Source organism: Deinococcus arcticus (assembly GCF_003028415.1).
Lineage (GTDB): Bacteria > Deinococcota > Deinococci > Deinococcales > Deinococcaceae > Deinococcus > Deinococcus arcticus.
Genome location: NZ_PYSV01000008.1, coordinates 42,841 through 65,352, shown reverse-complemented (window position 1 = coordinate 65,352; position 22,512 = coordinate 42,841). Strand labels below are relative to the sequence as shown.

At 71.0% G+C, this 22,512-nt stretch carries 24 protein-coding genes and 1 tRNA gene; 10 read left to right on the top strand and 15 right to left on the bottom strand.

Features of this window, described 5'->3' with window-relative positions; all coding sequences use genetic code 11:
• Positions 1-38 precede the first annotated feature (38 nt).
• From C8263_RS09695 to C8263_RS09675, 5 genes are all read right to left on the bottom strand, one after another.
• Positions 39-2,342 carry an endonuclease MutS2 gene (locus C8263_RS09695; RefSeq protein ID WP_199188370.1) on the bottom strand — a complete coding sequence of 768 codons (2,304 nt, stop codon included), beginning with the start codon at positions 2,340-2,342 and terminating at the stop codon, positions 39-41.
• A gap of 285 nt (positions 2,343-2,627) precedes the next feature.
• Entirely contained in the window at positions 2,628-3,038 is a 411-nt protein-coding gene (locus tag C8263_RS09690) for a hypothetical protein (RefSeq protein WP_107137920.1), read from the bottom strand.
• Positions 3,039-3,041: 3 nt separating this feature from the next.
• Positions 3,042-3,287, bottom strand: coding sequence for a hypothetical protein (locus tag C8263_RS09685; RefSeq protein WP_107137919.1), 246 nt, complete (start codon positions 3,285-3,287; stop codon positions 3,042-3,044).
• A 236-nt stretch (positions 3,288-3,523) separates the two neighbouring features.
• Positions 3,524-4,498: a hypothetical protein gene (locus C8263_RS09680; protein ID WP_233218752.1), complete on the bottom strand. Its 975-nt coding sequence runs from the start codon at positions 4,496-4,498 to the stop codon at positions 3,524-3,526.
• 87 nt (positions 4,499-4,585) lie between these two features.
• Positions 4,586-5,872, bottom strand: coding sequence for a replication-associated recombination protein A (locus tag C8263_RS09675; RefSeq protein WP_107138018.1), 1,287 nt, complete (start codon positions 5,870-5,872; stop codon positions 4,586-4,588).
• A gap of 94 nt (positions 5,873-5,966) precedes the next feature.
• Between C8263_RS09675 and C8263_RS09670 the strand changes: the two genes are divergently transcribed.
• Positions 5,967-6,245 (top strand): hypothetical protein, encoded by a 279-nt coding sequence (locus tag C8263_RS09670; RefSeq protein ID WP_107137918.1) that lies wholly within the window; start codon positions 5,967-5,969, stop codon positions 6,243-6,245.
• 176 nt (positions 6,246-6,421) lie between these two features.
• Here C8263_RS09670 and C8263_RS09665 read toward each other — a convergent pair whose 3' ends face one another.
• The gene (locus C8263_RS09665) at positions 6,422-6,880 is read right to left on the bottom strand and encodes an NUDIX domain-containing protein (RefSeq protein ID WP_107137917.1); all 459 of its coding nucleotides are present in this window, start codon (positions 6,878-6,880) and stop codon (positions 6,422-6,424) included.
• A gap of 104 nt (positions 6,881-6,984) precedes the next feature.
• Here C8263_RS09665 and C8263_RS09660 point away from each other — a divergent pair, with 104 nt between their 5' ends.
• Positions 6,985-7,623 (top strand): winged helix-turn-helix domain-containing protein, encoded by a 639-nt coding sequence (locus tag C8263_RS09660; protein ID WP_107137916.1) that lies wholly within the window; start codon positions 6,985-6,987, stop codon positions 7,621-7,623.
• Between the two features lie 87 nt (positions 7,624-7,710).
• Entirely contained in the window at positions 7,711-8,802 is a 1,092-nt protein-coding gene (locus C8263_RS09655; protein ID WP_107137915.1) for a GNAT family N-acetyltransferase, read from the top strand.
• A 58-nt stretch (positions 8,803-8,860) separates the two neighbouring features.
• Here C8263_RS09655 and C8263_RS09650 read toward each other — a convergent pair whose 3' ends face one another.
• Both C8263_RS09650 and C8263_RS09645 read right to left on the bottom strand, forming a co-directional pair.
• Positions 8,861-9,955: an App1 family protein phosphatidate phosphatase gene (locus C8263_RS09650; RefSeq protein ID WP_107137914.1), complete on the bottom strand. Its 1,095-nt coding sequence runs from the start codon at positions 9,953-9,955 to the stop codon at positions 8,861-8,863.
• Between the two features lie 109 nt (positions 9,956-10,064).
• Positions 10,065-10,880 (bottom strand): SDR family NAD(P)-dependent oxidoreductase, encoded by an 816-nt coding sequence (locus C8263_RS09645; RefSeq protein ID WP_107137913.1) that lies wholly within the window; start codon positions 10,878-10,880, stop codon positions 10,065-10,067.
• 65 nt (positions 10,881-10,945) lie between these two features.
• Between C8263_RS09645 and C8263_RS09640 the strand changes: the two genes are divergently transcribed.
• Positions 10,946-12,151 (top strand): S8 family serine peptidase, encoded by a 1,206-nt coding sequence (locus tag C8263_RS09640; protein ID WP_107137912.1) that lies wholly within the window; start codon positions 10,946-10,948, stop codon positions 12,149-12,151.
• A 164-nt stretch (positions 12,152-12,315) separates the two neighbouring features.
• Here C8263_RS09640 and C8263_RS09635 read toward each other — a convergent pair whose 3' ends face one another.
• Both C8263_RS09635 and C8263_RS09630 read right to left on the bottom strand, forming a co-directional pair.
• Positions 12,316-12,888 (bottom strand): DinB family protein, encoded by a 573-nt coding sequence (locus tag C8263_RS09635; protein ID WP_107137911.1) that lies wholly within the window; start codon positions 12,886-12,888, stop codon positions 12,316-12,318.
• A complete protein-coding gene (locus C8263_RS09630; protein WP_107137910.1) occupies positions 12,885-13,898 on the bottom strand; it encodes a tRNA dihydrouridine synthase in 1,014 nt (337 codons plus the stop codon). The genes C8263_RS09635 and C8263_RS09630 overlap by 4 nt, the downstream gene beginning before the upstream one ends.
• 164 nt (positions 13,899-14,062) lie before the next feature.
• On the opposite strand from C8263_RS09630, the gene C8263_RS09625 reads away from it, so the two are divergent.
• Together C8263_RS09625 and argB are read left to right on the top strand one after the other, a co-directional pair.
• Positions 14,063-14,572: a GNAT family N-acetyltransferase gene (locus C8263_RS09625; protein WP_107137909.1), complete on the top strand. Its 510-nt coding sequence runs from the start codon at positions 14,063-14,065 to the stop codon at positions 14,570-14,572.
• Between the two features lie 37 nt (positions 14,573-14,609).
• Positions 14,610-15,359, top strand: a complete 750-nt coding sequence (gene argB, locus C8263_RS09620) for an acetylglutamate kinase (RefSeq protein ID WP_107137908.1) — start codon at positions 14,610-14,612, stop codon at positions 15,357-15,359.
• Positions 15,360-15,442: 83 nt separating this feature from the next.
• On the opposite strand, the gene C8263_RS09615 is transcribed toward argB, so the two are convergent.
• The 5 genes from C8263_RS09615 to purE form a co-directional block, all read right to left on the bottom strand.
• Complete coding sequence (locus C8263_RS09615; RefSeq protein WP_107137907.1) at positions 15,443-16,006, bottom strand: GNAT family N-acetyltransferase; 564 nt, start codon at positions 16,004-16,006, stop codon at positions 15,443-15,445.
• A 74-nt stretch (positions 16,007-16,080) separates the two neighbouring features.
• Positions 16,081-16,410, bottom strand: coding sequence for a hypothetical protein (locus tag C8263_RS09610; protein WP_107137906.1), 330 nt, complete (start codon positions 16,408-16,410; stop codon positions 16,081-16,083).
• 454 nt (positions 16,411-16,864) lie between these two features.
• Complete coding sequence (locus C8263_RS09605; RefSeq protein WP_107137905.1) at positions 16,865-18,025, bottom strand: VanW family protein; 1,161 nt, start codon at positions 18,023-18,025, stop codon at positions 16,865-16,867.
• Positions 18,026-18,168: 143 nt separating this feature from the next.
• The gene (gene purK / locus C8263_RS09600; RefSeq protein WP_107137904.1) at positions 18,169-19,332 is read right to left on the bottom strand and encodes a 5-(carboxyamino)imidazole ribonucleotide synthase; all 1,164 of its coding nucleotides are present in this window, start codon (positions 19,330-19,332) and stop codon (positions 18,169-18,171) included.
• Positions 19,329-19,868 carry a 5-(carboxyamino)imidazole ribonucleotide mutase gene (purE, locus tag C8263_RS09595; RefSeq protein ID WP_199188368.1) on the bottom strand — a complete coding sequence of 180 codons (540 nt, stop codon included), beginning with the start codon at positions 19,866-19,868 and terminating at the stop codon, positions 19,329-19,331. The genes purK and purE overlap by 4 nt, the downstream gene beginning before the upstream one ends.
• 74 nt (positions 19,869-19,942) lie before the next feature.
• Between purE and C8263_RS09590 the strand changes: the two genes are divergently transcribed.
• The 4 genes from C8263_RS09590 (at position 19,943) to C8263_RS09575 (ending at position 22,503) form a co-directional block, all read left to right on the top strand.
• The gene (locus C8263_RS09590) at positions 19,943-21,133 is read left to right on the top strand and encodes a glutamate ligase domain-containing protein (protein WP_107137903.1); all 1,191 of its coding nucleotides are present in this window, start codon (positions 19,943-19,945) and stop codon (positions 21,131-21,133) included.
• A 37-nt stretch (positions 21,134-21,170) separates the two neighbouring features.
• Positions 21,171-21,246 (top strand) — tRNA-Lys (locus C8263_RS09585).
• A gap of 314 nt (positions 21,247-21,560) precedes the next feature.
• Positions 21,561-21,962, top strand: coding sequence for a type II toxin-antitoxin system death-on-curing family toxin (locus C8263_RS09580; RefSeq protein ID WP_107137902.1), 402 nt, complete (start codon positions 21,561-21,563; stop codon positions 21,960-21,962).
• A gap of 148 nt (positions 21,963-22,110) precedes the next feature.
• A complete protein-coding gene (locus C8263_RS09575) occupies positions 22,111-22,503 on the top strand; it encodes a nuclear transport factor 2 family protein (RefSeq protein WP_107137901.1) in 393 nt (130 codons plus the stop codon).
• Positions 22,504-22,512 lie beyond the last annotated feature (9 nt).

Sequence of the window (22,512 nt, the reverse complement as noted above, 5' to 3'; positions counted from 1 at the left end):
AGGCCGGGGCCAGCCCCTGCCCAGCTTGACCCACTTCCTCAGCGCCGGATATTCACGATGGTCACGCCGTGGCCGCCCTGGTTGGCCTCGGCGTCGTGGAAGGACTCAACTTTCTTGTCGCTTTTCAGGTACTCGCGCAGCAGGCGCCGCAGCACGCCCTGGCCCTTGCCGTGCACCACCCGCAGCGGGCTTTCTTTCAGCGCGTGGGCTTCCAGAATGGCGGCGCGCAGTTCCTCCACCGCTTCTTCCACGCCCAGGCCGCGCAGCTGCAGTTCGTTCTGAAAGGTGCTGGCCGTGGTGCCGGTAAAGCGCGGGCCCCGGGTCTTGGGCGCGCCCGCCGCCACCGGCTTGGGCTCGCCCTTCAGGCGCACGTCGCGGCGCTTGACGCCCACCTTCATCACGCCCAGCTGCACCACCAGATCATCGCCGCGCAGTTCCAGCACCTGCCCGCTGGCGTTGTAGGCGGGCACGTCCACCGCGCTGCCCACGCGGATGGGGTCGCCCCTCTCCTCGCGCGGGGCCGCTGCCGGCCGCACCTTCTGGGCCGCCACCCGCAACTCGCGCAGTTCCTGCATCACGCGCGGGCGGGCGCTGTCTTCCTGGGCGCGCGCGCGCAGGGTCCGCACCCGCTCAATGGCGTCGGCGTACAGGGACTCGGCCTTCTGGGCGGCCTCGGCCAGCATTTCATTGCGCCGGGCTTCCAGCGTTTCGCGTTCCTGCCGCACCCGGCCCAGTTCGGCCTCGGCGCCCTGGCGGGCGGCGGCCGTAGCGTCCAGCTGGGCGCGCAGCTCGGCGCGTTCGCGCTCTAAGCCCTCCAGCATGCGCTCCATCAGGCCGGCGTCGGGGCCCAGCAGCTCCTCGGCCCGCTGCAGCACGTCGCCCGGCAGGCCCATGCGCTGGGCAATCGCCAGGGCAAAGGAGCGCCCCGGCTGCCCCACCTGCAGCACGTAGGTGGGGGCCAGGGTCTCCAGGTTGAAACCCATGGAGGCGTTTTTCAGGCCCGGCGTTTCCAGCGCGAACAGCTTCAGGGGCGAGAGGTGCGAGGTGATGACCCCGCGCGCGTCCTGCGACAGCAGACACTCGATCATCGCCTGGGCCAGCGCGGCGCCCTCGTTGGGGTCGGTGCCGGAGCCCAGCTCGTCCACCAGCACCAGCGTATCGGGGGCGGCGTGGCGCAGCACGTAGCGCAGGTGCTTGAGGTGACTGGCAAAGGTAGACAGGCTCGCCTCGATGCTCTGCTCGTCGCCAATGTCCACCAGCACGTCGCGCACCACCGGCAGCCGCGCGCTGGCCGCCGCCACGTACATGCCGCACTGGTGCATCAGCACCGCCAGCCCCAGGGTCTTGATGGTGGCCGTCTTGCCGCCCATGTTGGGGCCGGTGATCAGCAGCAGCTTGGTCTCGCCCAGCGCAATGTCGTTGGCGACCGGGTTTTCGATGAGGGGGTGGCGCACCTCGCGCAGGTCGTAGGTGCCGCCCGCCACCCCCTCGGGGCGGTTCAGGCGCCAGTCGCGCGCCAGCCGCGCCTTGGCCGCGATCAGGTCCAGTTCGCCCACCGCCGCCAGGGTGCGGGGCACCGCGCTGTCCGAGGCCAGCAGGCCCGAGAGTTCGGTCAGGATGCGCCGCACCTCGGCTTCCTCGTCCAGAATCAGGCGCGTGAGTTCGTTGTTCAGCTGCGTCACGGCGGCCGGTTCCACGAAGTAGGTCTGGCCGGTGGCGCTGGCATCCACGATGATGCCCTGCACCTGCCCCACGCGGCTGGCCTGCACCGGCAGCACATAGCGGTCGCGGCGAATGGTGACAATGTGTTCCTGCAGCACGTCCGACCACTTGTCCAGCGTGGCGGCCAGCTTTTCCCGGATGCGCCCGCGCAGGGGCTCAATACGTTTGCGCAGGTCGCGCAGGCGGGGGCTGGCGTCGTCGCGCACCGCGCCGTCGCGGTCCAGCGCCGAGAGCACCCGGCGCACGAGTTCGCTGTGGTCGCCCAGGTCCTCGGCCACCTCGCGCAGCGGGCCCCGGGAATTGGCGGTGATGGCGCGCCGCACCGTCATGGCGCCGTCCAGGGAGTAGGCGGCGGTCAGCAGTTCCGGCCCGGTCAGCACCCGGCCTTCCTGGGCGCGGGCGTGCAGCTCGCTGATGTCCTGAATGCCGCCCAGGGACAGGCTCACGCCGAACAGCGCGTCTTCCACCTCGTCCAGCTCCCGCGCAATGCGCTCCGCGTCGCTCGACGGGCGCAGGCTGCGGGCGCGCGCGGCCCCCAGGGTGGTGGCGCTGCGCTCGGCCAGGGCAGAAAGAATGAGGGGAAAATCCAGGGCGGACAGGGCGCGGGCATCAAAGGACATCTCGTTCAGGAGCATACTGGCCGGACCCCGGACGGACCGTGCGCCGAGTGGCTTAGAAAGCATTGACCCAATTGGGCAGCCGGTGGCCTGGAGCGCGCGGCCCCTGACCACCGGTGCTTTCCAGATTGCTCGCTGCCAAGCCCCCGATCCACTGAGCGGGCCGGGACAGCGGCGCCGCAGCGCGAGGAGCGAACAAGATGCCTTACCCCTCCCCGTTCAACGGTGCAGAGGAACGCCGAAACGTTTCCATTCCCGGGGCGAGGCACTTGGCCCCGCCGCCCCCGGTCAGATCAGGGCGGGGTGTGCGGCCGTGGTCCCCAGATCGGTGACCACATACGCGCAGCCCTGGCAGGCCCCGGCGCCGCTCTGCGCAAACCAGCGGCAGCGCCCGCGAATGCTGCAGCCCGGCAGTTCGGCCTCCGCCTGCAACGGCACCACGGCCAGCACGCTGTCAATCACGCCGCAGCGCTGCCCGGTCCACTGCGCGCAGCCGGCCGCCTGACAGGGCGAGGCGAACCGGAAGCGCTTTTCCGGCGCGCGGCCTTTGTGGGCTGTGTCTACAAACCCGGCGTCGACTGGCAGGGCATCTGGCAGCAGCTGAATCAGGCCGCCGGACCCCACCACCCCGATGAGCAAATGGCCCTCGGCGCAGGTGGAACTGGGGCACAGCGGCGCGCCCCGTGGCAAGGCGGCCATGGCCTAGCGGGTAAACGAGCGCAGCCGCTCGGCAATCTGCTTGTCCGGGCGAATGAAAATGCCCATCCATTCCTTCGGGAAGCGGTAGCGGATTTCGCTGTCACCCTGCAGGTCCAGCTCGGCCAGGGTCTGCATGGTGGTCAGGCGCAGGCGGCGGTCCAGGAGCGTGCGGAATTCCGGCGACAGCGGCGTGTCGCCGAAGTCCACGGTAAAGGCGCTGCTGCGGGCGGGCGGGGTCTTGTCGGTCATGGGGCTCTCCTCCGGGGTGTGACGGGCGTTGGAAACGGTGGGCGAGAGACGGAGCGGCTTGTCGTGGCTTTCCTCCCTGTTCGTGCGGGGTCATGGGGCTCGCCTTCCCCGCAGCGAACGGCGCCGCAGGCCGGAGCAGAGGCCGGTGCCTGCCCGCGTGCTGACGCTGAAGTCAGTGAACACCGCCCCCCGTGATCAGGCCGTGATCAGCGGGGGGCACCGGACAACGTGACTCTTCAGAGTTGAGGCGCCGCGCCCCCCACCGCGGCCAGAAACCCGCTGGGGTCATCCACATGCAGGCTGAGGTGCGCGGCCGTTTTGGTGATGCCGTAGGGCCCCAGCACCCGCACCGGCTGCGCGAAGCTGAGCACCACGTTGGGCTTGACCCCCAGCGCGATGGTGGGCACCGGGGCGTCCTGGCTGGGCACACAGGCGCGGGCCGATTGCACATTGGCCAGCGGCGTGCTGACCGTCCAGTGCAGCCCGGTGCGCAGGTACAGGCGGCGGTGGGTCACCGTGACCGGGCGGGCCCGCAGCGCGCGGGTATACGCCAGCAGCCACCCGGCCCCCAGGGCGTTCGCCGCCAGATGCAGGGCCGCCGCCGTGTGAGAATGGGGCGCCAGCATGAAATGCACGGGCAGGCTTTCGAGCGCCGTGTAGAACAGCAGCAGGGTCGCGGTGGCCGGCACAGAGGAGCCGCGCTGGGTGCCGAAGTGCTGGCCTTCAGGCAGCGCCGGGCGGCGCCACAGGTGGGGCCACAGCCGGGCGTCGTAGGTGAGCAGCCGGGCCGCGCGGGGCGAGGGCAGCGCGCGGGCCAGTGTGGCCTCGGCCCGCTCCAGGTCATCAAGTTCGGCAAAGCCTTCGGGCAGGGGGCGCCGCAGACCAGCCAGCCCCACCGCCAGCGCGGCCACCAGCACCGCCCCGCCCAGGGCCCACCACTCCCGCACCAGCGGCACGCACAGGGCCAGCACGAGTCCGCCGCGCAGACCCAGCAGCAGGGCGCGGGGCCAGTGGCGCTCCTGGCGTGGCGACGCGGCCCACACCAGCAGGGCCGTGGTCAGCGTGGCGTCGAACAGGGTGGCCGCCGCCAGCAGCGTGCGGCCCCCGCTCGTGGCGTGTGGCAGCAGCGCCAGCGCCGCGACAGCCGCCAGCAGCGGCACCAGCCAGGAGAGGCGAATGTGGAGCGGGGGCAACAGGAAGCGGCTGAGCATGACGGGGGCACCTCCGGGCTGAACTGTGGTGCCTGCACGTTAACGGGGGCTGCGCCGCCGAATGTCCTGGCCGCAGGCCGCCCCCGCTCAGCCCGGGCCGCCCTCCCCTTCCCCGTGCGCGTCTTTGAGTTTGCGCCAGCGCTCGGCCACCCGGGCTTCCCAGCCCTCGCCGGTGGGGGCGTACAGGTTCAGCTGCACGCCCTCTGGCAGATAGTTCTGGGCAAAGGAACCCTCGGGGTCGTCGAAATAGTAGGCGTAGCCCCGGCCGTAGCCCTGGGCGCGCATCAGGCTGGTGGGGGCGTTGCGCAGGTGCAGGGGAATGGGCAGGCTCTCGCCCTCGCGCACAGCCTTCAGGGCCTCGCCCCAGGCCACGTACACGCTGTTGCTCTTGGGGGCCAGGGCCAGGTACACCACCGCCTGGGCCAGCGCCAGGTCGCCTTCCGGATGGCCCAGAAAATCGGCGGTGTCGTGGGCCGCCACCGCCAGCCGCAGGGCCTGGGGGTCGGCCAAGCCAATGTCCTCGGCAGCCATGCGGATGATGCGCCGGGCGATATAGCGGGGATCGGCGCCGCCCTCCACCATGCGGGCCAACCAGTACAGGCTGGCGTCCACATGCGAGGCGCGCACGCTCTTGTGCAGCGCGGAAATCAGGTTGTAAAAGTCCTCGCCGTTCCGGTCCATCTGCGGCAGGTGGCGCCCAAACGCCTCGGTGATGGCCTCCGGGGTCACCGGGTTGGCCAGGGTGGCGGCCACCTCCAGGGTGCTCAGGGCGCGGCGGGCGTCGCCCTCGGCCAATCGGGCCAGCAACTCAAAGGCCTCCGGCTGGGCCGTGACCCCGCTCAGGCCGCGTTCGTCGCTCAGCGCGCGCTCCAGCAGGGCGCGAATGTCGGCCGGGGTCAGCGCCTCCAGGACCAGCGTGCGGGCCCGCGAACGCAGCGCCGGGTTCACCTCAAAGGAAGGATTCTCGGTGGTGGCGCCAATCAGGGTCAGCAGCCCCGACTCCACATGGGGCAGCAGGGCGTCCTGCTGGGCCTTGTTGAAGCGGTGAATTTCGTCCAGAAACAGCACGGTGCGCAGGCCCCGGGCGCGCTGGCGCTCGGCTTCGGCCACCGCGTCGCGCACGTCTTTCACGCCGGCACTCACCGCCGACAGGGCAATAAAGTGCGCGCCCACCTCGCCCGCCAGCAGCCGCGCCAGGGTGGTCTTGCCCACGCCGGGCGGCCCCCACAGAATCAGGCTGCCCAGCCGCCCACTGTGCAGCAGCCGGGTCAGCGGTTTGCCGGGCCCCAGCAGGTGCGTCTGCCCCACCACCTCGGCCACCGAGCGGGGGCGCAGGCGCTCGGCCAGGGGGGCAGGCGGGTCAAACAGCGTCACAGGCGCCAGCATACGGGCCGGTAGGGGCCCGCACAGAGCCTGATTTTCTTTAGGGAGCCGCCCCTGTGCGCCCAGACAGCGCCAGAATGCGGGCATGGACGAGGCAACCCTGCGGCATCAGGTGGCGTTGACGGGCTTTCCGGCGGGTGTGCAGGTGGACCACGTGCCCGGCCCCGGGCTGGTGCTGCGGGCCACCCAGGCGGGCGGTGGGCGCGGCCTGGAGGTGCAACTGACTGACGAGGCCGCGCGCCTGTACGGCGAGGGCCCGGCGGTATCGGTCGCCCTGGAACGGCTGAAGCAGGCCGCCGGGGCCGGGCTGCCGGCGGCGCGGCCGGACGGCACGTTCGAGCGGCTGGTGTTCGTGGGGGACTAAGGGGGCTCTGGGCCATGAGCCATGGGGAAAGGCCTCCCCACCCCTGTCCTCGGGGGGCCCTCTCTGCGGCGCAGCTCTTCGAGTCCCGTATAGGGGGAGAGGGTCAACAGGTCAACACCTGCTGTTCCAAGAACCCGCGTGTCTAGGTTCAGACCTCATAGCCCATGGCTCATGGCTCAAAGCTCATGGCCCCTGTGCCCCCCCAGCCACGCGCGGGCATACTCGCCCGGCTGGCCGCGCAGGGCCGGCAGCGCTTCCGGGCCGAAGAAGGCCAGTTCTACCCCTTCCACGCCGTCGGGAACCGGGGTGCCGTGCCACGCATCCACGCGGTAAATGGCGGTGTAGAAATGCGCCTGATCGCCGCCCGGCACCGTGCGCAGCGGTGTGGTCAGCAGGTCCAGCAGAGTGGCGGCCTGCACGGTGAGCGCCGTTTCCTCCCAGACCTCGCGCTGCAGGGTGGCCAGCGGCGGCTCGCCCAGTTCGCACAGGCCGCCGGGCAGGGCCCACACGTCGCGCCCCGCCAGCCGCTGCAGCAGGAGCCGGCCCTGGGGGTCCCGGATCAGACCGCACGCGCCCATCAGGTTCACGGGGCGGTGGCCGATCAGGGCGCGCAGATCAGCGATGTAATCGGGCATCGGGGAGCAGTGTAGCGGCCCCCCGGCGCAGGCCGGGCCGCAGGTGCCCCGCCATTTCAAAAGCGTGGCTGTCTCTTGAAATTCGGGCCATGCACAATGCCCCCATGCCCGATCCCCAGGCCACCCCCTTCCAGATCACGACCCCCGCGCAGGCGGCGGCTCTGCTGGATTTCACGTATGGGGCCCGTCTTCTGGAACAGTTCCTGACCCCCTGCACCGCCAGTCAGGCCGCGCGCGCGCTGGGCCAGCCGGCCAACCGCGTGACGTACCACGTGGGCAAGCTGGCGGGGTGCGGGCTGCTGCGCGTGGCCGGGCGGCAGGGCAAGGGCACGCTGTATGAAGCGGCCGCCCACACCTTTCAGGTGCCGTGCGCCCTGGTGCAGCTGGACGAACCCCTCAGCCTCATTGAGCCGGTGATGCGCGAGATCAGCGCCGCCTACGCCCACGCGGTGCTGGACTGGCAGGCGCGGCAGGGCCACCTGGACCTGCGCGGCGGCCACCCCCTGACCGTGAGCCTGGGTGCCCCGCACCCCACCGGGACCCCCGCGGTCCCCGAGGGCCCCTTTCCGCCGGCCATGCGCCTGCGCGCGGTGCAGCTCACCCCGGCCCAGTACCGCCGCGCCCAGGCCGCGCTGGACGCCATCCTGAGCGAACTGGAAACAGAGGCGGATGGGTCCGGTGAGCACGCCCGGCCCGCCACCTTTGTTCTGATGGGCTTTCCAGGCCACCTGCACGGCCACTGAGGCCAGCGCTGTTCAGCGCGCCCCCGCCGCCTTCCCCACCACCCGCACTCTATTCAGGCGAGCCCCAGGCTCTGCCCAGGAGCCCCCATGCCGCACACCCCGCTGTCCACCGCCGTCCACCCGCCCCGCGTGCCAGCTGGCCTGCACCTGGAGCCCTACGACCCCCGCACCGCGCCCGACGCATTCATGACGGCGCTGGCGGCCTTTCAGACAGCCCAGCTGCACGAACGGCAGCCGGACGATCCGGCCATTCAACCCGGCCAGCTGGCCGCGCAGCTGCGCCACCTGCCGCCGTTCGTGACCCTGCCCGGCTGGGTGGTGCGCGACGGCGCGCGCGTGGTGGCCGAGGCGAACGTGGCGCTGGTGAACCTGGACCAGAACCGGCATCTGGCGCAGGTGGGGCTGGGGGTGCTGGCTTCCTACCGCCGCCAGGGCCTGGGCCGCGCCCTGCTGGCGCAGGTCACAGAGGCCGCCCACGAGGCTGACCGCCGGCTGCTGCTGCTGAGCAGCCACGCGCGGGTGCCGGCAGGCGAAGCGGCCCTGCGCCGGGCCGGGGCCACCCCGGGCCTGAGCGCGCAGGTGAACCAGCTGGCGCTGACAGAGGTCTCGCACGAGCGGCTGGCACAGTGGGCCACGCAGGGACAGGCGCGCGCCCAGGGCCACCGCCTGGACCTCTGGGAAGCCGAGCTGCCTGGGGCCGACCTCGCCGCCTTTGCCGAACTGACCCAGGTGATGAACGACCAGCCGCTGGGGGACCTGGACGTGGAAGACAGCGCGATGAGCACCGAGCAGTTCCGCGAGGCAGAGGCGCACTTTCAGGCGTCGGGGCGACAGCGGGTGCTGGCGGTGGCGCGCCGGACCGCCGACCACCGCCTCGTGGGCTTTACCGAGCTGACGTGGCACCCCGCGCGCCCAGCCATCCTGGCCCAGGGCGCCACTGGCGTCCGCCCAGAGGCCCGTGGCCTGGGCCTGGGGCGCTGGCTGAAGGCCGCCGCCCTGCAGCGCGCCCTGGCCCGCAACCCCGAAGCCCGCTTTGTGCGCACCGAAAACGCCGACACGAACGCCGCCATGCGCCGCATCAACGAGGAACTGGGCTTCCGCCCCTACTCCACCACCACCCTGTGGCAGCTGGAGGTGGCCCAGGCCCAGACATATCTGGCCGGAGCCGCGGCGCGCTGACCAGCACAGCGGGGCGGCTGGTCATGCTTCAGCCGCCCCGCTCGCTGCTTTCAATTGCCTACGTTTCGTAGGTGCGGGCCACGCTGGTGAGCACGCTGCGGTATTCGCCCGCTGTGATCAGGCCCATGGCCATGGCGTGGCTGGCGGCGTTCAGGCTGTCGGCGGCCAGCACAAGGTCCACGCCGGCCTTGCGCACCTCCTCGCGCAGTTTCAGCACGCCCTCGTCGCGGCTGGCCTCGGTCACGTCGCGGATGTACACGGCCAGTACCCGGTTGGGGTGGCGGTGCACCACCTCGGCGTAGATTTCAGGGTCCTTTTCACCGCTGTCGCCCACCAGCACAAAGGGCAGGTCCGGAAACCGCTCGAAAATCCGCTCAATGACCGTGTGCTTGTGCCCGCCGTGCCCGCCCAGCAGGTCCATGCCCCAGTTGCGCAGGAACATGGGCCCCAGCGGAATGCGCCGGTAGTCCAGAAACTGCCACAGCAGATCGAACAGGTTCCACGGACTGCTGGAGACATAGAAGATGGGGTTACGGGCTTCACCGTCGCGGGTCAGGGCCCGGTACAGGGCGCCCACGCCGGGAAAGGGCAGGCGGGTGCGGGCGTTGCCGGTGAGCACGGTGCTCAGCATGCGCGTCAGGCTGGTCACGTCCGACTTGATCACGGTGTCGTCCAGGTCGCTGATCACGCCAAAGCGCGCCGCCGCCACCACCTGCACGCGGGCCACGGCGCTGACCTCGCGGCCCTCCATCTTCAGGCTGACCTGATGCCACCCGCCCCCCAGCGGCGAACTGGGATGAAAGGTCAGGGTGAAGTACCCGTCGCTGTCGCTGACCCCGCTCACCGTCACGCCGTCCAGGGTGCCCATCACCTTCACGCCCGCCACCTCGCGCGAGAGCAGGCGGCGCAGCATGTTGCGCGCGTTGTGCAGGCGGCGGTCGCCCTTGCGGGCCGGCGCCAGGGTGCGCGGCAGCAGCACGCGCCCGGTCACCTCCACCTGCTGCGGGGTGCCCCAGCCCACGTAGGGCTGCAGAATCAGCTTGCCGCGCGCCCGGCGGGGCTGCACGTACCCGCTGAACGCCCGATCTACGACCAGCACCGCCCGTTCCAGCGCGGGCTGAATGGTCTTGAAAGCGGTCTTGACCAGATTCACCCGCCCAGTCTAAGCGGGCGCCGGCCCCCGCACCCTGAAGCCCACCTTGCGCCTTTGCTCAAGTGCAGCTGTTCAGAGGCGCGGCCGGCGCGCGCGGACCCGGCCGCACTCAGCGCTGGGCGGCGTCTGGGGCTCCGCTGTGGTCGTAGCGGCGCCAGATCAGCTTTTGCACCACCCAGTCGCCCAGGGCCGGAAAGTGGCGCTCCAGCCACACCAGCACGCGGTAGGGTGCCGGCACCACCGTCTCGGCGCGCGGGCGCAGCAGCACGGCTGCCACGGCGCGGGCCACCACCCCGGGCCCGGGCATGGGCAGGCGTGCCTGGGCGGTCATCTCGCTTTTCACGAAGCCCGGGGCCACCAGACTCACGTGGACGCCGCTGCCCAGCAGCTCGCGGCGCAGGGCCAGCGAGAAGCCGCGCAGGCCAAACTTGCTGGCCGAATACATGCCGTTGGTGGCCGCCAGCCCCGCCACCGAGCCGATGTTCACGATGTGGCCGCTGCCCTGGGCGCGCAGGGCGGGCAGCAGCAGGCGCGTGAGTTCTATGGGGGCTTCCAGGTTCACCCGTAGCACCCGCAGGGGATCGGCGTCGTTCCACCACCAGCCGCGCTCCACTGTGACCCCGGCATTGTTCACCAGCACGTCAATGCGGCCAAAGTGGGCCTGGGCGGCGGCCAGCAGCGCCCGGCGCGAGGCGTCGTCGGTCACGTCGGTGGGCACGGCGATCACCCGCGCGCCGCTGGGGTCCAGGCGCCGGGCCAGGGCCTGCAGTTCATCGGCGCGGCGGGCAGCGAGCACCAGCGCGTAGCCCAGGTCCGCCAGCTCCTCGGCCGTGGCCCGGCCAATGCCGCTGGACGCCCCAGTCAGCACCACCACGGGCCGCGCGGTGGGATGGGTAGGCAGGGGGGCCGGCACAGGGGCGCTCATCAGGGTGATGGTAGCCCCAATGCCGCCCTCAGGTGGGCGTCAGGCCCGGGGCGCACACTGCGCGGATGACGGCCCACCTGCTTGCCCGCACGCTGCTGGGCGCGGCCCTGCTGGGGTCCGCCGCCCCCGCGCAGGACCTCACGTTGCCCGAACTCAGCCCACTGCCCGGCGCGCCCCGGCCCACGGCGCCCCTGCTGCCGCTGCCCGCTGGGGGGGCCGCGCCGTCTTCCCGCCCGGCCACCCCCGCCGCCACCTCTGCGGCGCCCACCCTGCCCACCGATCCCCTGGCAGCCCGGCAGTGGAATCTGGGGGCCATCCGGCTGCCGCAGGCGTGGGCGCTGCTGCCGGGCACCGGCCCTGGCGGACGCGGCGCACCGGTCACGGTGGCGGTGCTGGACACGGGCTATGTGCCCAGCCCCGAACTGGGCGCGCGGGCGGTGAATGGGTACGACTTCGTGAGCAGCCCAGCCCGCACCGGCGACGGCAACGGGCGTGACCCGGACGCCCGCGCGGTGGGCGACTACGCCTACCACGGCGAGGTGATTGCCAACCTGATTGGCGCGGCGCACGACGGCCGGGGCATGGCGGGCATTAACCCCCAGGCGCGGGTGGTGCATGTGCGGGTGGCGGCGGTGGACGGCACCATTGAAGTGCCGGATCTGGTGGACGGCCTGAAGTGGGCCGCTGGTCTGCCGGTACCCGGAGTGGGCGCCAACCCCAACCCGGCGCGCATTCTGAATCTCAGCCTGTACGCCGACTTTATTCCCCTGACCGGCTGCGACGCGCGGGTGCAGGCGGCGGTGGACGCCGTGACGGCCAGGGGCGCCCTGGTGATCGCCGGCGCGGCCAACGACGGGCGGGACGCGGCCGGCTATTCCCCGGCCGGCTGCCGCAATGTGCTGACTGTGACCAGCGTGAGCGCCGCCGGGGGGCGCCCCAGTTACGCCAACTGGGGCCGCGCGGTGGCCCTGGCCGCGCCGGGGGGTGACCCCGGGCAGGGCATTGTGGCCAGCAGCGCCACGGGCCCGGGCGGCGAACGCAGCCCCAACGGCACCAGCTTTGCCGCGCCCCACGCGGCGGGTGTGGCCAGCCTGCTGCTGGGCGTGCGCCCCAACCTCAGCCCGGCGCTGCTGCGCTCGTACCTCACCCGCAGCGCCTCGCCCTTTCCCGGGGGCCGCTGCGACCCACAGCCCGAACGAAGCTGCGGCGCGGGCCTGCTGAACGCCGAGGCCGCGCTGAAGCTGGCACTGGGATCAAGCCTGGGGAAGTAGGCCCCCTCGGCGTGGGGCTTTCTGCTGACAGAGAAGTGGTATCCCAGACCGCCGAGCCCACCACAAGGTCGTGCGGGGCGCCGGGCAAATGTCAACGCCCGCCAACGTCAGTGCCGCGCCCGGTGGTCCAGGCGCGGCTGTGCTGACCTTGTTGCCGCCGGCTCTTACAGCTCGTCGTCCAGGTCGCCAGGGTCCAGGCCCTGGTCCGGGGCGCCGGCCTGGGCGGGGGTGCTCTGGGGGCGCACGAAGCGCATGTAATCCAGCCAGGGCGGGGTATGGCCCAGCTGGCGGATCATCAGGGCAATCTGGGCGGTGTGGCGGACCTCGTGGGTCATCACGTTCCACAGCAGCTGGTCCAGGGTCACGGTGTCGCTGGCGGGGTCGTCCTGCACCAGCTTCACGCTGCGGTCCAGGTCCGGGTCACTGTCCAGCAGGGCCTGGGTGCGCCGCGTCACCTCACGGCTGTAGTCCAGAATCCAGTTCAGGTCGTACTGCGCGGCCTGGGGCTGCACCCAGTCGTGCGGGTACTGGCTCTGCACACCGTCACCCAGCGCAATGCCGTGGACCCAGTGGTCTTCCACATCTGTCACGTGCAGCAGCAGGTCCTTGATGCAGTGAAACCGGTCGCCGGTCTCGATGAGATTCCGGTTCAGGTCCTCTGCAGGCAGGGCGCGCAGGAAGTTCCACAGCTGCTCCCGCGCAGCCGTCAGGTAGGCGTAATACTCGCGCACGTTCATGAATGACCCACAGCATACCCTGCCGCGTCGCCCCCCGGCGCGCCTTGCCTGTCTGGCCGCTCTTCCAGCAGCGGGCGCAGGGCGGCCCGCACGTCCTGCACGGTCACCACGTTCACCAGGGCCTCGCGCAGCTCTGGGAAGTCCGGCAGGTAGGCGGGCAGCACCTTGCGCAGCGGGCGCAGGGTCAGGCGGCCGGTGGGGTCGGCATAGAACTGCTCCTGCAACTCGGCGTGGCGCAGGGCGGTGCAGGCGCGCTCCTGGGGACCGGGCCGCTCATCCTGGCCGGTGGCCAGGGCGCGGAAAATCCAGGGATTGCCCACCGCCCCCCGGCCAATCATCACGGCGGCCACCCCCGTACGGGCCCGCTGCCGCGCCACGTCCGGCGTGGTCACGTCGCCGCTGCCCACCACCGGCACCTTCACTGCCGCCGCCACCCGCGCAATGGCCTCCCAGTCGGCCTCGCCGGTGTAGCGCTGGGCGCTGGTGCGGCCATGCACCGTAATCAGGGCCGCGCCCGCTGCCTCCAGGCCCTGGGCCACCTCCAGGCTGCGGTCGTGGTCCCAGCCCAGGCGAATCTTGGCGCTCACGTCCAGGGCGGTGGCACTCTTCATGGCGCGCACCAGTTCATAGGCCACCTCGGGGGTCTGCAGCAGGCACGCCCCGCCCCGGCCCCGGATCTTGGGCACCGGGCAGCCCATGTTCAGGTCCAGGGCCGCCGGGGCAAACCAGGCCTCTGCGCGGGCCACGGCTGCGGCCAGCACCTCGCCCTCGGCGCCGAACAGCTGCACCACGCGCTCCGCCTCGCCGGGATAGGGGCGGCCCAGGTTCAGTTTCTCCGAGTCGCCGCCCGACATCAGGCCGCGCGCGCTGATCATCTCGCTGACCGTCCACAGCGCGCCCTGTTCGGTGGCCAGCTGGCGCATGGGGGCGTCGCTGTAGCCCGCCATGGGGGCCAGCACGGCGCCGGGGCGCCGCAGCCGACGGGCGTAGAAGTGGGGGGCAGCGGTCATCTGTGCAGGGTAGCGCACCTGCCCCCCCTGTTCGGTGAAGTGGGTCTTTGGGCACGGCTGTGGCGGAATTCACCGCGCCGGGCTGCAGGCGGCGTATGCTCGGCTCAGTCCGGCCATCACCCAAGCCCTTCTTTGCCCGACCCAGCCGGACCCGGGGAGGCCCTTTGAACGTTACGTCGCTGGCGCTGCACCACGCGCCGCTGCTCCACCAGCTGTACGCCGCGTCGCCCGGGTATTTCGAACTGCTGAGCACGCGCCTGCCCACCCTCAGTGAAGTGCAGCGGGACGTGGAACTGGCCCTGCTGGACCCCCGCCGCAGCCTGGAACTGCTGCTGGACGATGACGGCGAGGTGATCGGCAGTCTGGACTGCAAGCGCGACTTCCCCGGGCCAGGCGACCTGACGATCAACCTGCTCCTGATTCGCGAGGACCGTCAGTCGCAGGGCTGGGGCCGCCGGGCCGTGCGCCACCTGGAGGGCCGGGTGGCGCCGGGCACCACGCGCATTCTGGCCAGCGTGCTGGGTGACAATCCGCGTGGCGCCCGCTTCTGGGAGCGTCTGGGCTTTGCGTTTACCCTGGACGCCCGCCCGGTCATGACGTGGTATGCCCGCCCGGTGGGGACGCAGCCGCCGGCCACCCCCGTGCCCGCTGCCCTGCGCGCCAGCCACGATTAGGGTCCGGGGCGCGCGTTTCTCGCCTAGACTCGGGGGCGTGATCGTCAAGTACGGCGGCAATGCCATGAAAAGTCTGAAGCTGCGCCGCGCGGTGGCCGCCGAGATTGCGGCCCTGCGCACCGAGCATGCGGTGGTGGTGGTGCACGGCGGCGGCCCGGTGATTGAGCAGGAACTGGCGGCGCGCGGCATTGTCAGCGAATTCCGGGACGGCCTGCGCGTGACCTCGCCGCAGGCCATGCACGCTGTGGAACTGGCGCTGTGCGGGCTGAACAAGGCGCTGAGCCAGGATGTGGGGCAGGCCGTGGGCCTGATGGGCCGCGACGACCGGCTGCTGCAGGCCGAGCCCCTGGACCCGGCGCTGGGCCGGGTGGGCCGGGTGACCGGCGTGAACGCGGCGCTGCTGCGCACCCTGCTGGGCGCAGGCCTGACCCCGGTGGTGGGCTGCGTGGCGGTGGACGCAGCGGGCGAGCCCCTGAACGTGAACGCCGACACGGCCGCCGGCGCGGTGGCGGGCGCCCTGGGTGACGGCATCGTGTTCCTGACCGATGTCGAGGGCGTGTACCGCGCCTACCCCGACCCCGAGAGCCTGGTCCCCCACCTGACCCGCGCCGAGGCCGAAGCCGGCATGGCGGCCGGCTGGATTGCCGGCGGCATGAGGCCCAAGGTGCGCGCGGCCCTGGACGCTCTGGACCGGGGCGCTCCCTTCGCGGTCATTGCCAGCGGCATGCAGACCGGCGTGCTGGCCGCCGCCGCGCGGGGTGAAACAGGAACGCGGCTGACGCCGTAGAGGGTGGACGGGTGATAGTTGAAGGGTGATGGTGAAGGGCTTACAGCCGCGAGCCCCTCTCTTTCTCCATCAACCGTCAACCATCACCGCTTCCCCAGGCGGCTGAACACCAGCGTGTCGCGCAACTGCGCCGGGTCATCGGCGCGCACGTCGTCGTTCACGAAGCGGGCGTCCAGGGCGTAGCCCAGGGCCCGGGGAATGCGGGCGCTGCGGGTGTTCCCGGGGTCGCAGCGGATTTCCAGGCGGGCAAAGCCCAGCGGGCCCAGGGCCAGATCGGTCAGGGCCTGGGCCACTTCCTGCGCGTAGCCCTGGCCGGTGTGGGCCGTGGCTATCCAGTAGCCTATTTCGCCCTTCGGCACCCGCCAGTCCAGGGCGTGGTAGCCGCTGCTGCCCAGCAGTTCGGTGCCCTGCGGATTCCACACGTGGTAGCGCAGGTTCTCGCGCGTCTCGAAGCGCTCGGCGGCCGCGTGCAGGTTGGCCTGGGCCGCTTCCAGGGTCAGGGGCACCTGGGCCCAGTGCATCCAGCGCCGCAGCTCTGCGTGCGAGGCGTTGACAGCCGCCACCAGGGCGGGGGCGTCGGCCACCCGGGGGCGGCGCAGCCACAGGCGGGAAGTCCGGAGGTCGTCAGGCACAGCAGGCAGGGGCATGTGCGCGCCAGTGTAAAGAAAACAGGGAGCGCCCGCACGCGCTTCTGTCCGGGCGCCTGCGTGCGGTCTCGCCCTTAAAAATGCGTGCGGAACACGGCGGGGCGCGGCACGTGGCGCCCCTTGCCCGCCTTCTTGGCCAGGTCCAGATCCACGAGGCGCAGCAGTTGCCAGCGCTTCAGGCCCGGGTGCTGACGCTGCTTGGTCAGCACGTGGCGTTCCAGGGCGGCGCGGTTGCCGTGCAGCGCAGCCAGCACGCGGGCTTCCCAGAAGACATCCTGGGCGCTGTCACGCCGGGCGTGGCCCTGGGGAATGGCGGAATAGCGCGATTTGCCCCGGGTCACGCCGCTGAGCAGCAGCGCGACTCCACCCAGAGCCATCAGCAGAAGCAGGGTTGTCAGGAGCACAGGCGCAGTGTACCCGAGACACCCCGGCCAGAGCGGCGAAGTTTTGCACGGCGTCAGGTGGTGGTCAGCCGGGGCAGCGGCCACGCTGGGGGCCGCCCCAGTGCGAGGCGGCCCGGTCTTGCTCAGGGTGACACGGCTGGCCGTCCATTCCCGTCACATTCAGGAGGAAGGGGGATGCTCCCCGCCCAGGGCGGGGAGCGGTCCAATGCCCGGAACGCCTTCCCTTCTCCTCCTCTGCTCCGCAGCTCCCCGGGTCCCTCCGCTCGGAAAAGTTCTCTCACGTGTGACGGACCTTTTCGGAAACCGTCTTAAGTCGCTCGCTGTTGATCTTGAGAGCAACCGAGCAGGCTGAAACAGCTGCGCCGCAGAGCGAGTCTCGAAAAAAGGACGTTGCACCGGAAGTGGAGACTTTGCGGTGCTCTCCTGCAAAGTCGTAACGTGAGGTGCAACGTCCTTAGCGCTTCAGGCGCTTGTCCTTGGGGTTCACGCCGTAGACCGCGCCCCAGGGTTCATAGACGCTTTTCAGGGTGTCCTTGCTCACCACCTTGCCGCCCACCTTGATGGTGCGGGTGATCACGCTGGTCATGCCCTGCGCCGGGGTATCCAGCAGGCGGCGCCCGCCCAGGGCCACGCTCTTGTCGGGGGTGTAGCTGGGCTTGGCGGGGGGCTTGAAGTTGGTAATGACGGGCCTACTGATGTTCACCTGCCGCCCGGTGTTGGCCCCAAAGACATCGAAGCGCAGAGTGTCCGCCGCCGCGTTCCAGGTGGCCTGGATGAACAGGTGCGCGCCGGTGTCGTTTTTCATGCGCAGATTCTTGGCCGGGGCATACACGGTGGCTTCAAAGCCCACGGGGTCGTAGTACTTCACGCGGTGGCTGTGTTCGTGGCGCTCGGTGATGGGCAGACCGGCCTGGTACAGCGCCCGGAAGATGGTGGTGCTGACCTGACAGATGCCGCCGCCGTCCTCCTTGGTGAGGGTGCCGTCACTGATCACAAAGCCCTTCACGAAGCCGGTGCTGGCGTCAATCTGTCCGATTTCCTCGTTGAAGTTGAATTCGTGGCCCGGCGCGATAAAGAAGTTATCCAGCTTGCTGGCCCCCACCAGAATATTCTTTTCGCGGAAAGCCGGGCTGCCCGCGTAGCTGCTGCTGCCCGAGGCCACGTGCCAGCGCACGCCCCGTGCGGCCAGCACCTTCACGCTGCGGGCCGGCTCAATGCGCTTGTAGGCCACCTGGGCGGTCTTTTTACCGGACCGGATGGCGCGCAGCAGGTTCTTTTTGGTGGCGTCGCGGTCAAAGACCCAGCCCGTCTGGCCCTGGGCCACCCAGCTGCCGCCCACATTGCGAAACACGGCGGGCCGGGGCTTGCGGGCGCTGAGGGCCTTCTCAATGCGGTTCAGCGTGGGCGTGAAGGTGCTGCTGACCTTGTTGTATTTCTTGCTGGCCTTCACGCCCGCCGCCGGCAGCGGCCAGGATTTGACGATGGCCTGCTCCCGCACCTCGCCCTTGCGGATGGAGGCTTCGGTGGCCTTGAACACCAGTTTGAAGGTCTGGCCCTGCGCGCCGCCCGCCAGGGCCAGCGTGAGCAGAGGGAGAAGCGCGAGAGAACGGGTCATGCCCCCCAGGCTAGGGGCCGCGCACGCCGCGCCCGTGAGGCCGGGTTGTTCGCCCGTTCAGCCCGCCTTCCCCGAAGGTTGAGGTTTGTGGGGCGGTCAGATGGCGTTCAGGGGGGTGTGCCCGGCAGACGTGGCCCGCTCACTCAGGGAATCAGCGCTTCAAGCTGACGCAGACGCGCGTGCAGCGTCGCCTCGTCGGGGGCCACCAGATTCACGTGGCCTAACTTGCGCCCGGCCCGCCAGTCTTTGTGGTACAGATGCACGCGGGTACCGGGCAGCGCGTCAATGGCGGCCCAGTCGGGGTGCAGCGGCTGGCCATCTGGGCCGGCCACGCCCACCACGTTCACCATGGCGCAGGGCAGCAGCGGCGACCAGTCACGCAGCGCCAGCCCCAGCACCGCGCGCACCTGGGCCTCGAACTGGCTGACCCCGCCGCCGTCCTGGGTCAGGTGGCCGCTGTTGTGCACGCGGGGGGCCACCTCATTCACCAGCAACTCCCCGCCGGGCAGCTCAAAGAATTCCAGGGTCAGCAGCCCTTCCAGGCCCCAGCCCTCGGCCACGGCGCGGGCCAGTTCGCGGGCCCGCCCCCCGGTGTCCTGCGGCGCCGCACGGCAGACGCTGGTGCGCAGAATGCCCTGCCGGTGCACGTTTTCCACCAGCGGCCCGAACGCCACCTGCCCGGCCGCCGTGCGCGCCACCGCCAAGCTCACCTCGCGCTCAAAGGCCACCAGCCCCTCCAGCACGCAGGGCACCCGGCCCAGCGCGGCCCAGGCGGCGCCCAGGTCGGCGTCGGTGTTCACCCGCGCCTGCCCCTTGCCGTCGTAGCCCAGTTCGCTGGTTTTCAGCAGGCCCTGGCCGCCCACCCGCGCCAGGGCGCCGGTGAGGTCCGCCGCCTCTTCAATGGTCACGAAGGGCGCCGTGCCCACTCCCGCCGCACGCAGGGCCTCCTTTTCGCGGGCGCGGTGTTTGCTGCGGGCCAGCACCCCGGGCCCCGGGCGCAGCGGCACGCGGCCGTCCAGGGCGGCCAGGGCGGGCAGCGGCACGTTCTCGAATTCCAGCGTCACGGCGTCGCACCCCGCCAGCCGGGCCAGCCCCTGGGGGTCGGTGTAGGGCGCGGCCAGATGCTCGGCGCACAGGCGGGCAGGGGCCTGGGGATCGGGCTCCAGCACGGTCACGCGCACGCCCAGCGGCAGGGCGGCCAGGGCCAGCATCTGGGCCAGCTGCCCGCCGCCCAGGATGCCCAGGGTGGGCTGTGGGTTGTGAGACGTGGGCTGTGGGTTGTGGGACGTGGGCTGTGGGGCGCTCATGCCTCGCCCGCCTGGGGGTGGCCGTCAAAGAAGGGGTTGTCCAGCACGGCCCCGGTCTGGGCGGCCCGGAAGGCGTCCAGCCGCGCGCGCACCCCCGGGTCAGTGGTGGCGATGATGGCAGCTGCGAACAGGGCCGCGTTCTTCGCGCCCGCCGCGCCAATGGCAAAGGTGGCCACCGGCACCCCCGCCGGCATCTGCACGATGCTCAGCAGGCTGTCCTGGCCGCTCAGGGCGCGCGACTGCACCGGCACCCCCAGGACCGGCACGCGGGTAAAGGCCGCCAGCATGCCCGGCAGGTGCGCTGCCCCGCCTGCCCCGGCGATGAGGCACGAGAAGTTCAGCCGCTCGGCCCGCGCGCCGTAGCTGGCCAGCAGCGCGGGCGTGCGGTGCGCCGAGAGCACCCGCACCTCGTAAGAAACGCCCAGGGCCTGCAGCGTGCTCAGGGCGCCTTCCATCGTCTCGAAGTCGCTGCGGCTTCCCATCACGACGCCCACACGCGGGGCGCTTTCTGCGGCAAAGTCGGTCACGGCCTGCATGCTACCCGGGCGGCCCTGGGGCCCCTGCCGACCAGACTGGACGGCGGGCGGGCCCCATGCTTTACCGTGCGCGCATGGCCGCCCCGCACCCGACGCCCGACCACACCCGGCCCGATTACGACTGGCTCTATGCCCGCACCCGCGCAGGTCGGGCCCGTGGCCCCCAGGGCGCCCAGACCCTGCTCCGGGCCCTGGGCCGCCCCGACCACGCCTTTGTGAGCGTGCGTGTGGTGGGGACCAACGGCAAGGGCAGTACCTGCGCCATGCTGGAAGCCGGGCTGCGGACCGCTGGCGTGCGCACCGGCCGCTTTACCAGCCCGCACCTGCACGCCTACGAGGAACGCATCCGGGTGGACGGCCAGAACCTGGACCCGGCGCGCGCCGCCGCCTTTATCGCCTGGGCCCAGGCCCACGCCCCGGACGCTGCTTTCTTTGATCTGACGCTGGCCCTGGCCTGTCAGGCTTTCGCTGAGGACGGGGTGCAGGTGGCCGTGATGGAAGCCGGGGTGGGCGGCGAGAGTGACGCCACCCAGGCCCTGGACCGGGTGGCGGCGGTGGCCCTGACGAATGTGGGCCTGGACCACACGGCGGTGCTGGGTGACAGCGTGGCGGCCATTGCCCGGGACAAGGCGGGGGCGGCCCGGCCCGGCGTGCCCCTGCTGACCACAGCCCAGGACGAGGCCCTGGCCGTGATTGCCGGGGTGGCGGCCACTGCAGGTGCCCCGCTGCTGACCCCACAGAGCCACCCCGAACTGTTCGCGCTGCCCGCGCCCCCCCGGCTGGCGGGCCCCCACCAGCAGCAGAACGCTGCGCTGGCCGTGGCCACCCTGCGCACCCTGGGGTATGAACAGGGGGTGCCGGCTGCCCTGCAGGCCAACCACCCGGCCCGGCTGGAACGCTTTGCGCACGGTGGAAAGACCGTGCTGGTGGACGGGGCCCACAACCCCCACGCCACCCAGGCCCTGGCCGCCGCCGTGCCGGGCGCCGACGTGCTGCTGTTCGGCGGGCTGGCGCGCAAGGACACGGCCGCCACCCTGGCCCCGCTGCTGGGGCGAGTGCCGGTGCGCGTGTTCACAGCGCCCGGTGATCTGGCCACGCCCCCGGCCCAGCTGGCGGCCACATTCGGCGGCGAGGCTGTGCCCGACCCCCCCCAGGCCCTGGCGCGCGCCCTGGCCGTGACGCCAGCGGGCGGGACACTGCTGGTGGCGGGCAGCCTGTATCTGGCGGCCACCGTACGCGCCCTGCTGGGGGCCAAGCCCGCTTGACAGGCCCGGCAGCGGCCCGTATACTTCCTTCCGCTCTGGGTCGTTAGCTCAATTGGCAGAGCAGCTGACTCTTAATCAGCGGGTTGTAGGTTCGATTCCTACACGACCCACCAGACGCAAACGGTGCCCCAGGCACCGTTTTTTGCTTTCTGCTGTTCAGCGTTCACAGCGCCGCTGTGTTCGCTCCAGGGACACCACTGCCAAAAGCCCTATACTGCGGCCCACACAGCTGATTCACTGCCAGGACCAGGGGGAAGGTATGGGCACACCCAGTACACCAGACGATCAACCGCCGGTCTTTCGGTCTCTCAAGGAAACGCGGCCCACACCCCGCACCGAGCAAGCGGATGCCGAACTGGAAGCGTGGACCATGGAACAGCTCCAGGCCGATCAAAAGACCCTTGATCTGCTGGCTACCCTCTGATCTGTGTCACGCTCAGGACGCTATTTCGACCATCACCACGGTTGGGCGTATCCGACCCCAGCCTTCGTTCACCTCGTGCATGACGGCATTTTTCAGATTTCGCCCGGTCGTGCCGGGGTGGCCCATCCAGGGGTGATTGAAAGCGCGACGGCCAAAGCCACCGACAGCGCTTTTGGCGACGACGCTTATCCCACACTGTTCACCAAAGTGGCTGCTATAGGCTCCACCCTGGCGCACGACCACGGCTTTAGCGACGGCAACAAGCGCACGGCGTTGCAGGTCATGCTCCTGACCTTGAAGCGCAATGGCCTGCACCCCAACCCCAGCGCGCGGGAAGCTGCCACCGTCATGGTGCTCGTGGCGATGGGGGCCTGCTGGACGGCCCCGGTCTGCGGGTGGCCCTGATGCTGTGGTGCGGCATTGACCCGGCCGACGCCGAAGCCTGAGGGGCCCAGCCCACTCAGGCCCCCTTTCTCTTCACCTCCTTCACCTCTTCTTCAGCCCGTAGCCGCGCCTACGCTCTGGGCCTGCAGGGGATGGTGTGCTGGGGCCCATGAGCTACGCCCCGGACGGCAGCACCACCCAACGCTTTATGGCCGCGCTTCAGACGGCGGAAAACACCCGGCAGCTGGATGATCTGCTGGCGCTGCACGCTCCAGAGGTCACACTGCGCAATCTCAGCGCCCACAGCTGGTCGGGCCTGGACGGCGCCCGAGAGTTCTGGCAGACCTACCTGAACAATTTCGCGCAGGTGCACAGTGAGTTTGCCCGCAGCCACGAGGAAGGCGGCCTGGGTGTGATGGAGTGGGAAACCACCGGCCAGCTGGCAGCGGGACGTGACGTGGCCTACCGGGGCGTGAGCCTGATTGACGTGCGGGATGGCCGGGTGACGGCCTTCCGCACCTACTACGACAGCGCGGCGTTCGTGGCCCCGGCCACCGAGTAGGCCCGCGCG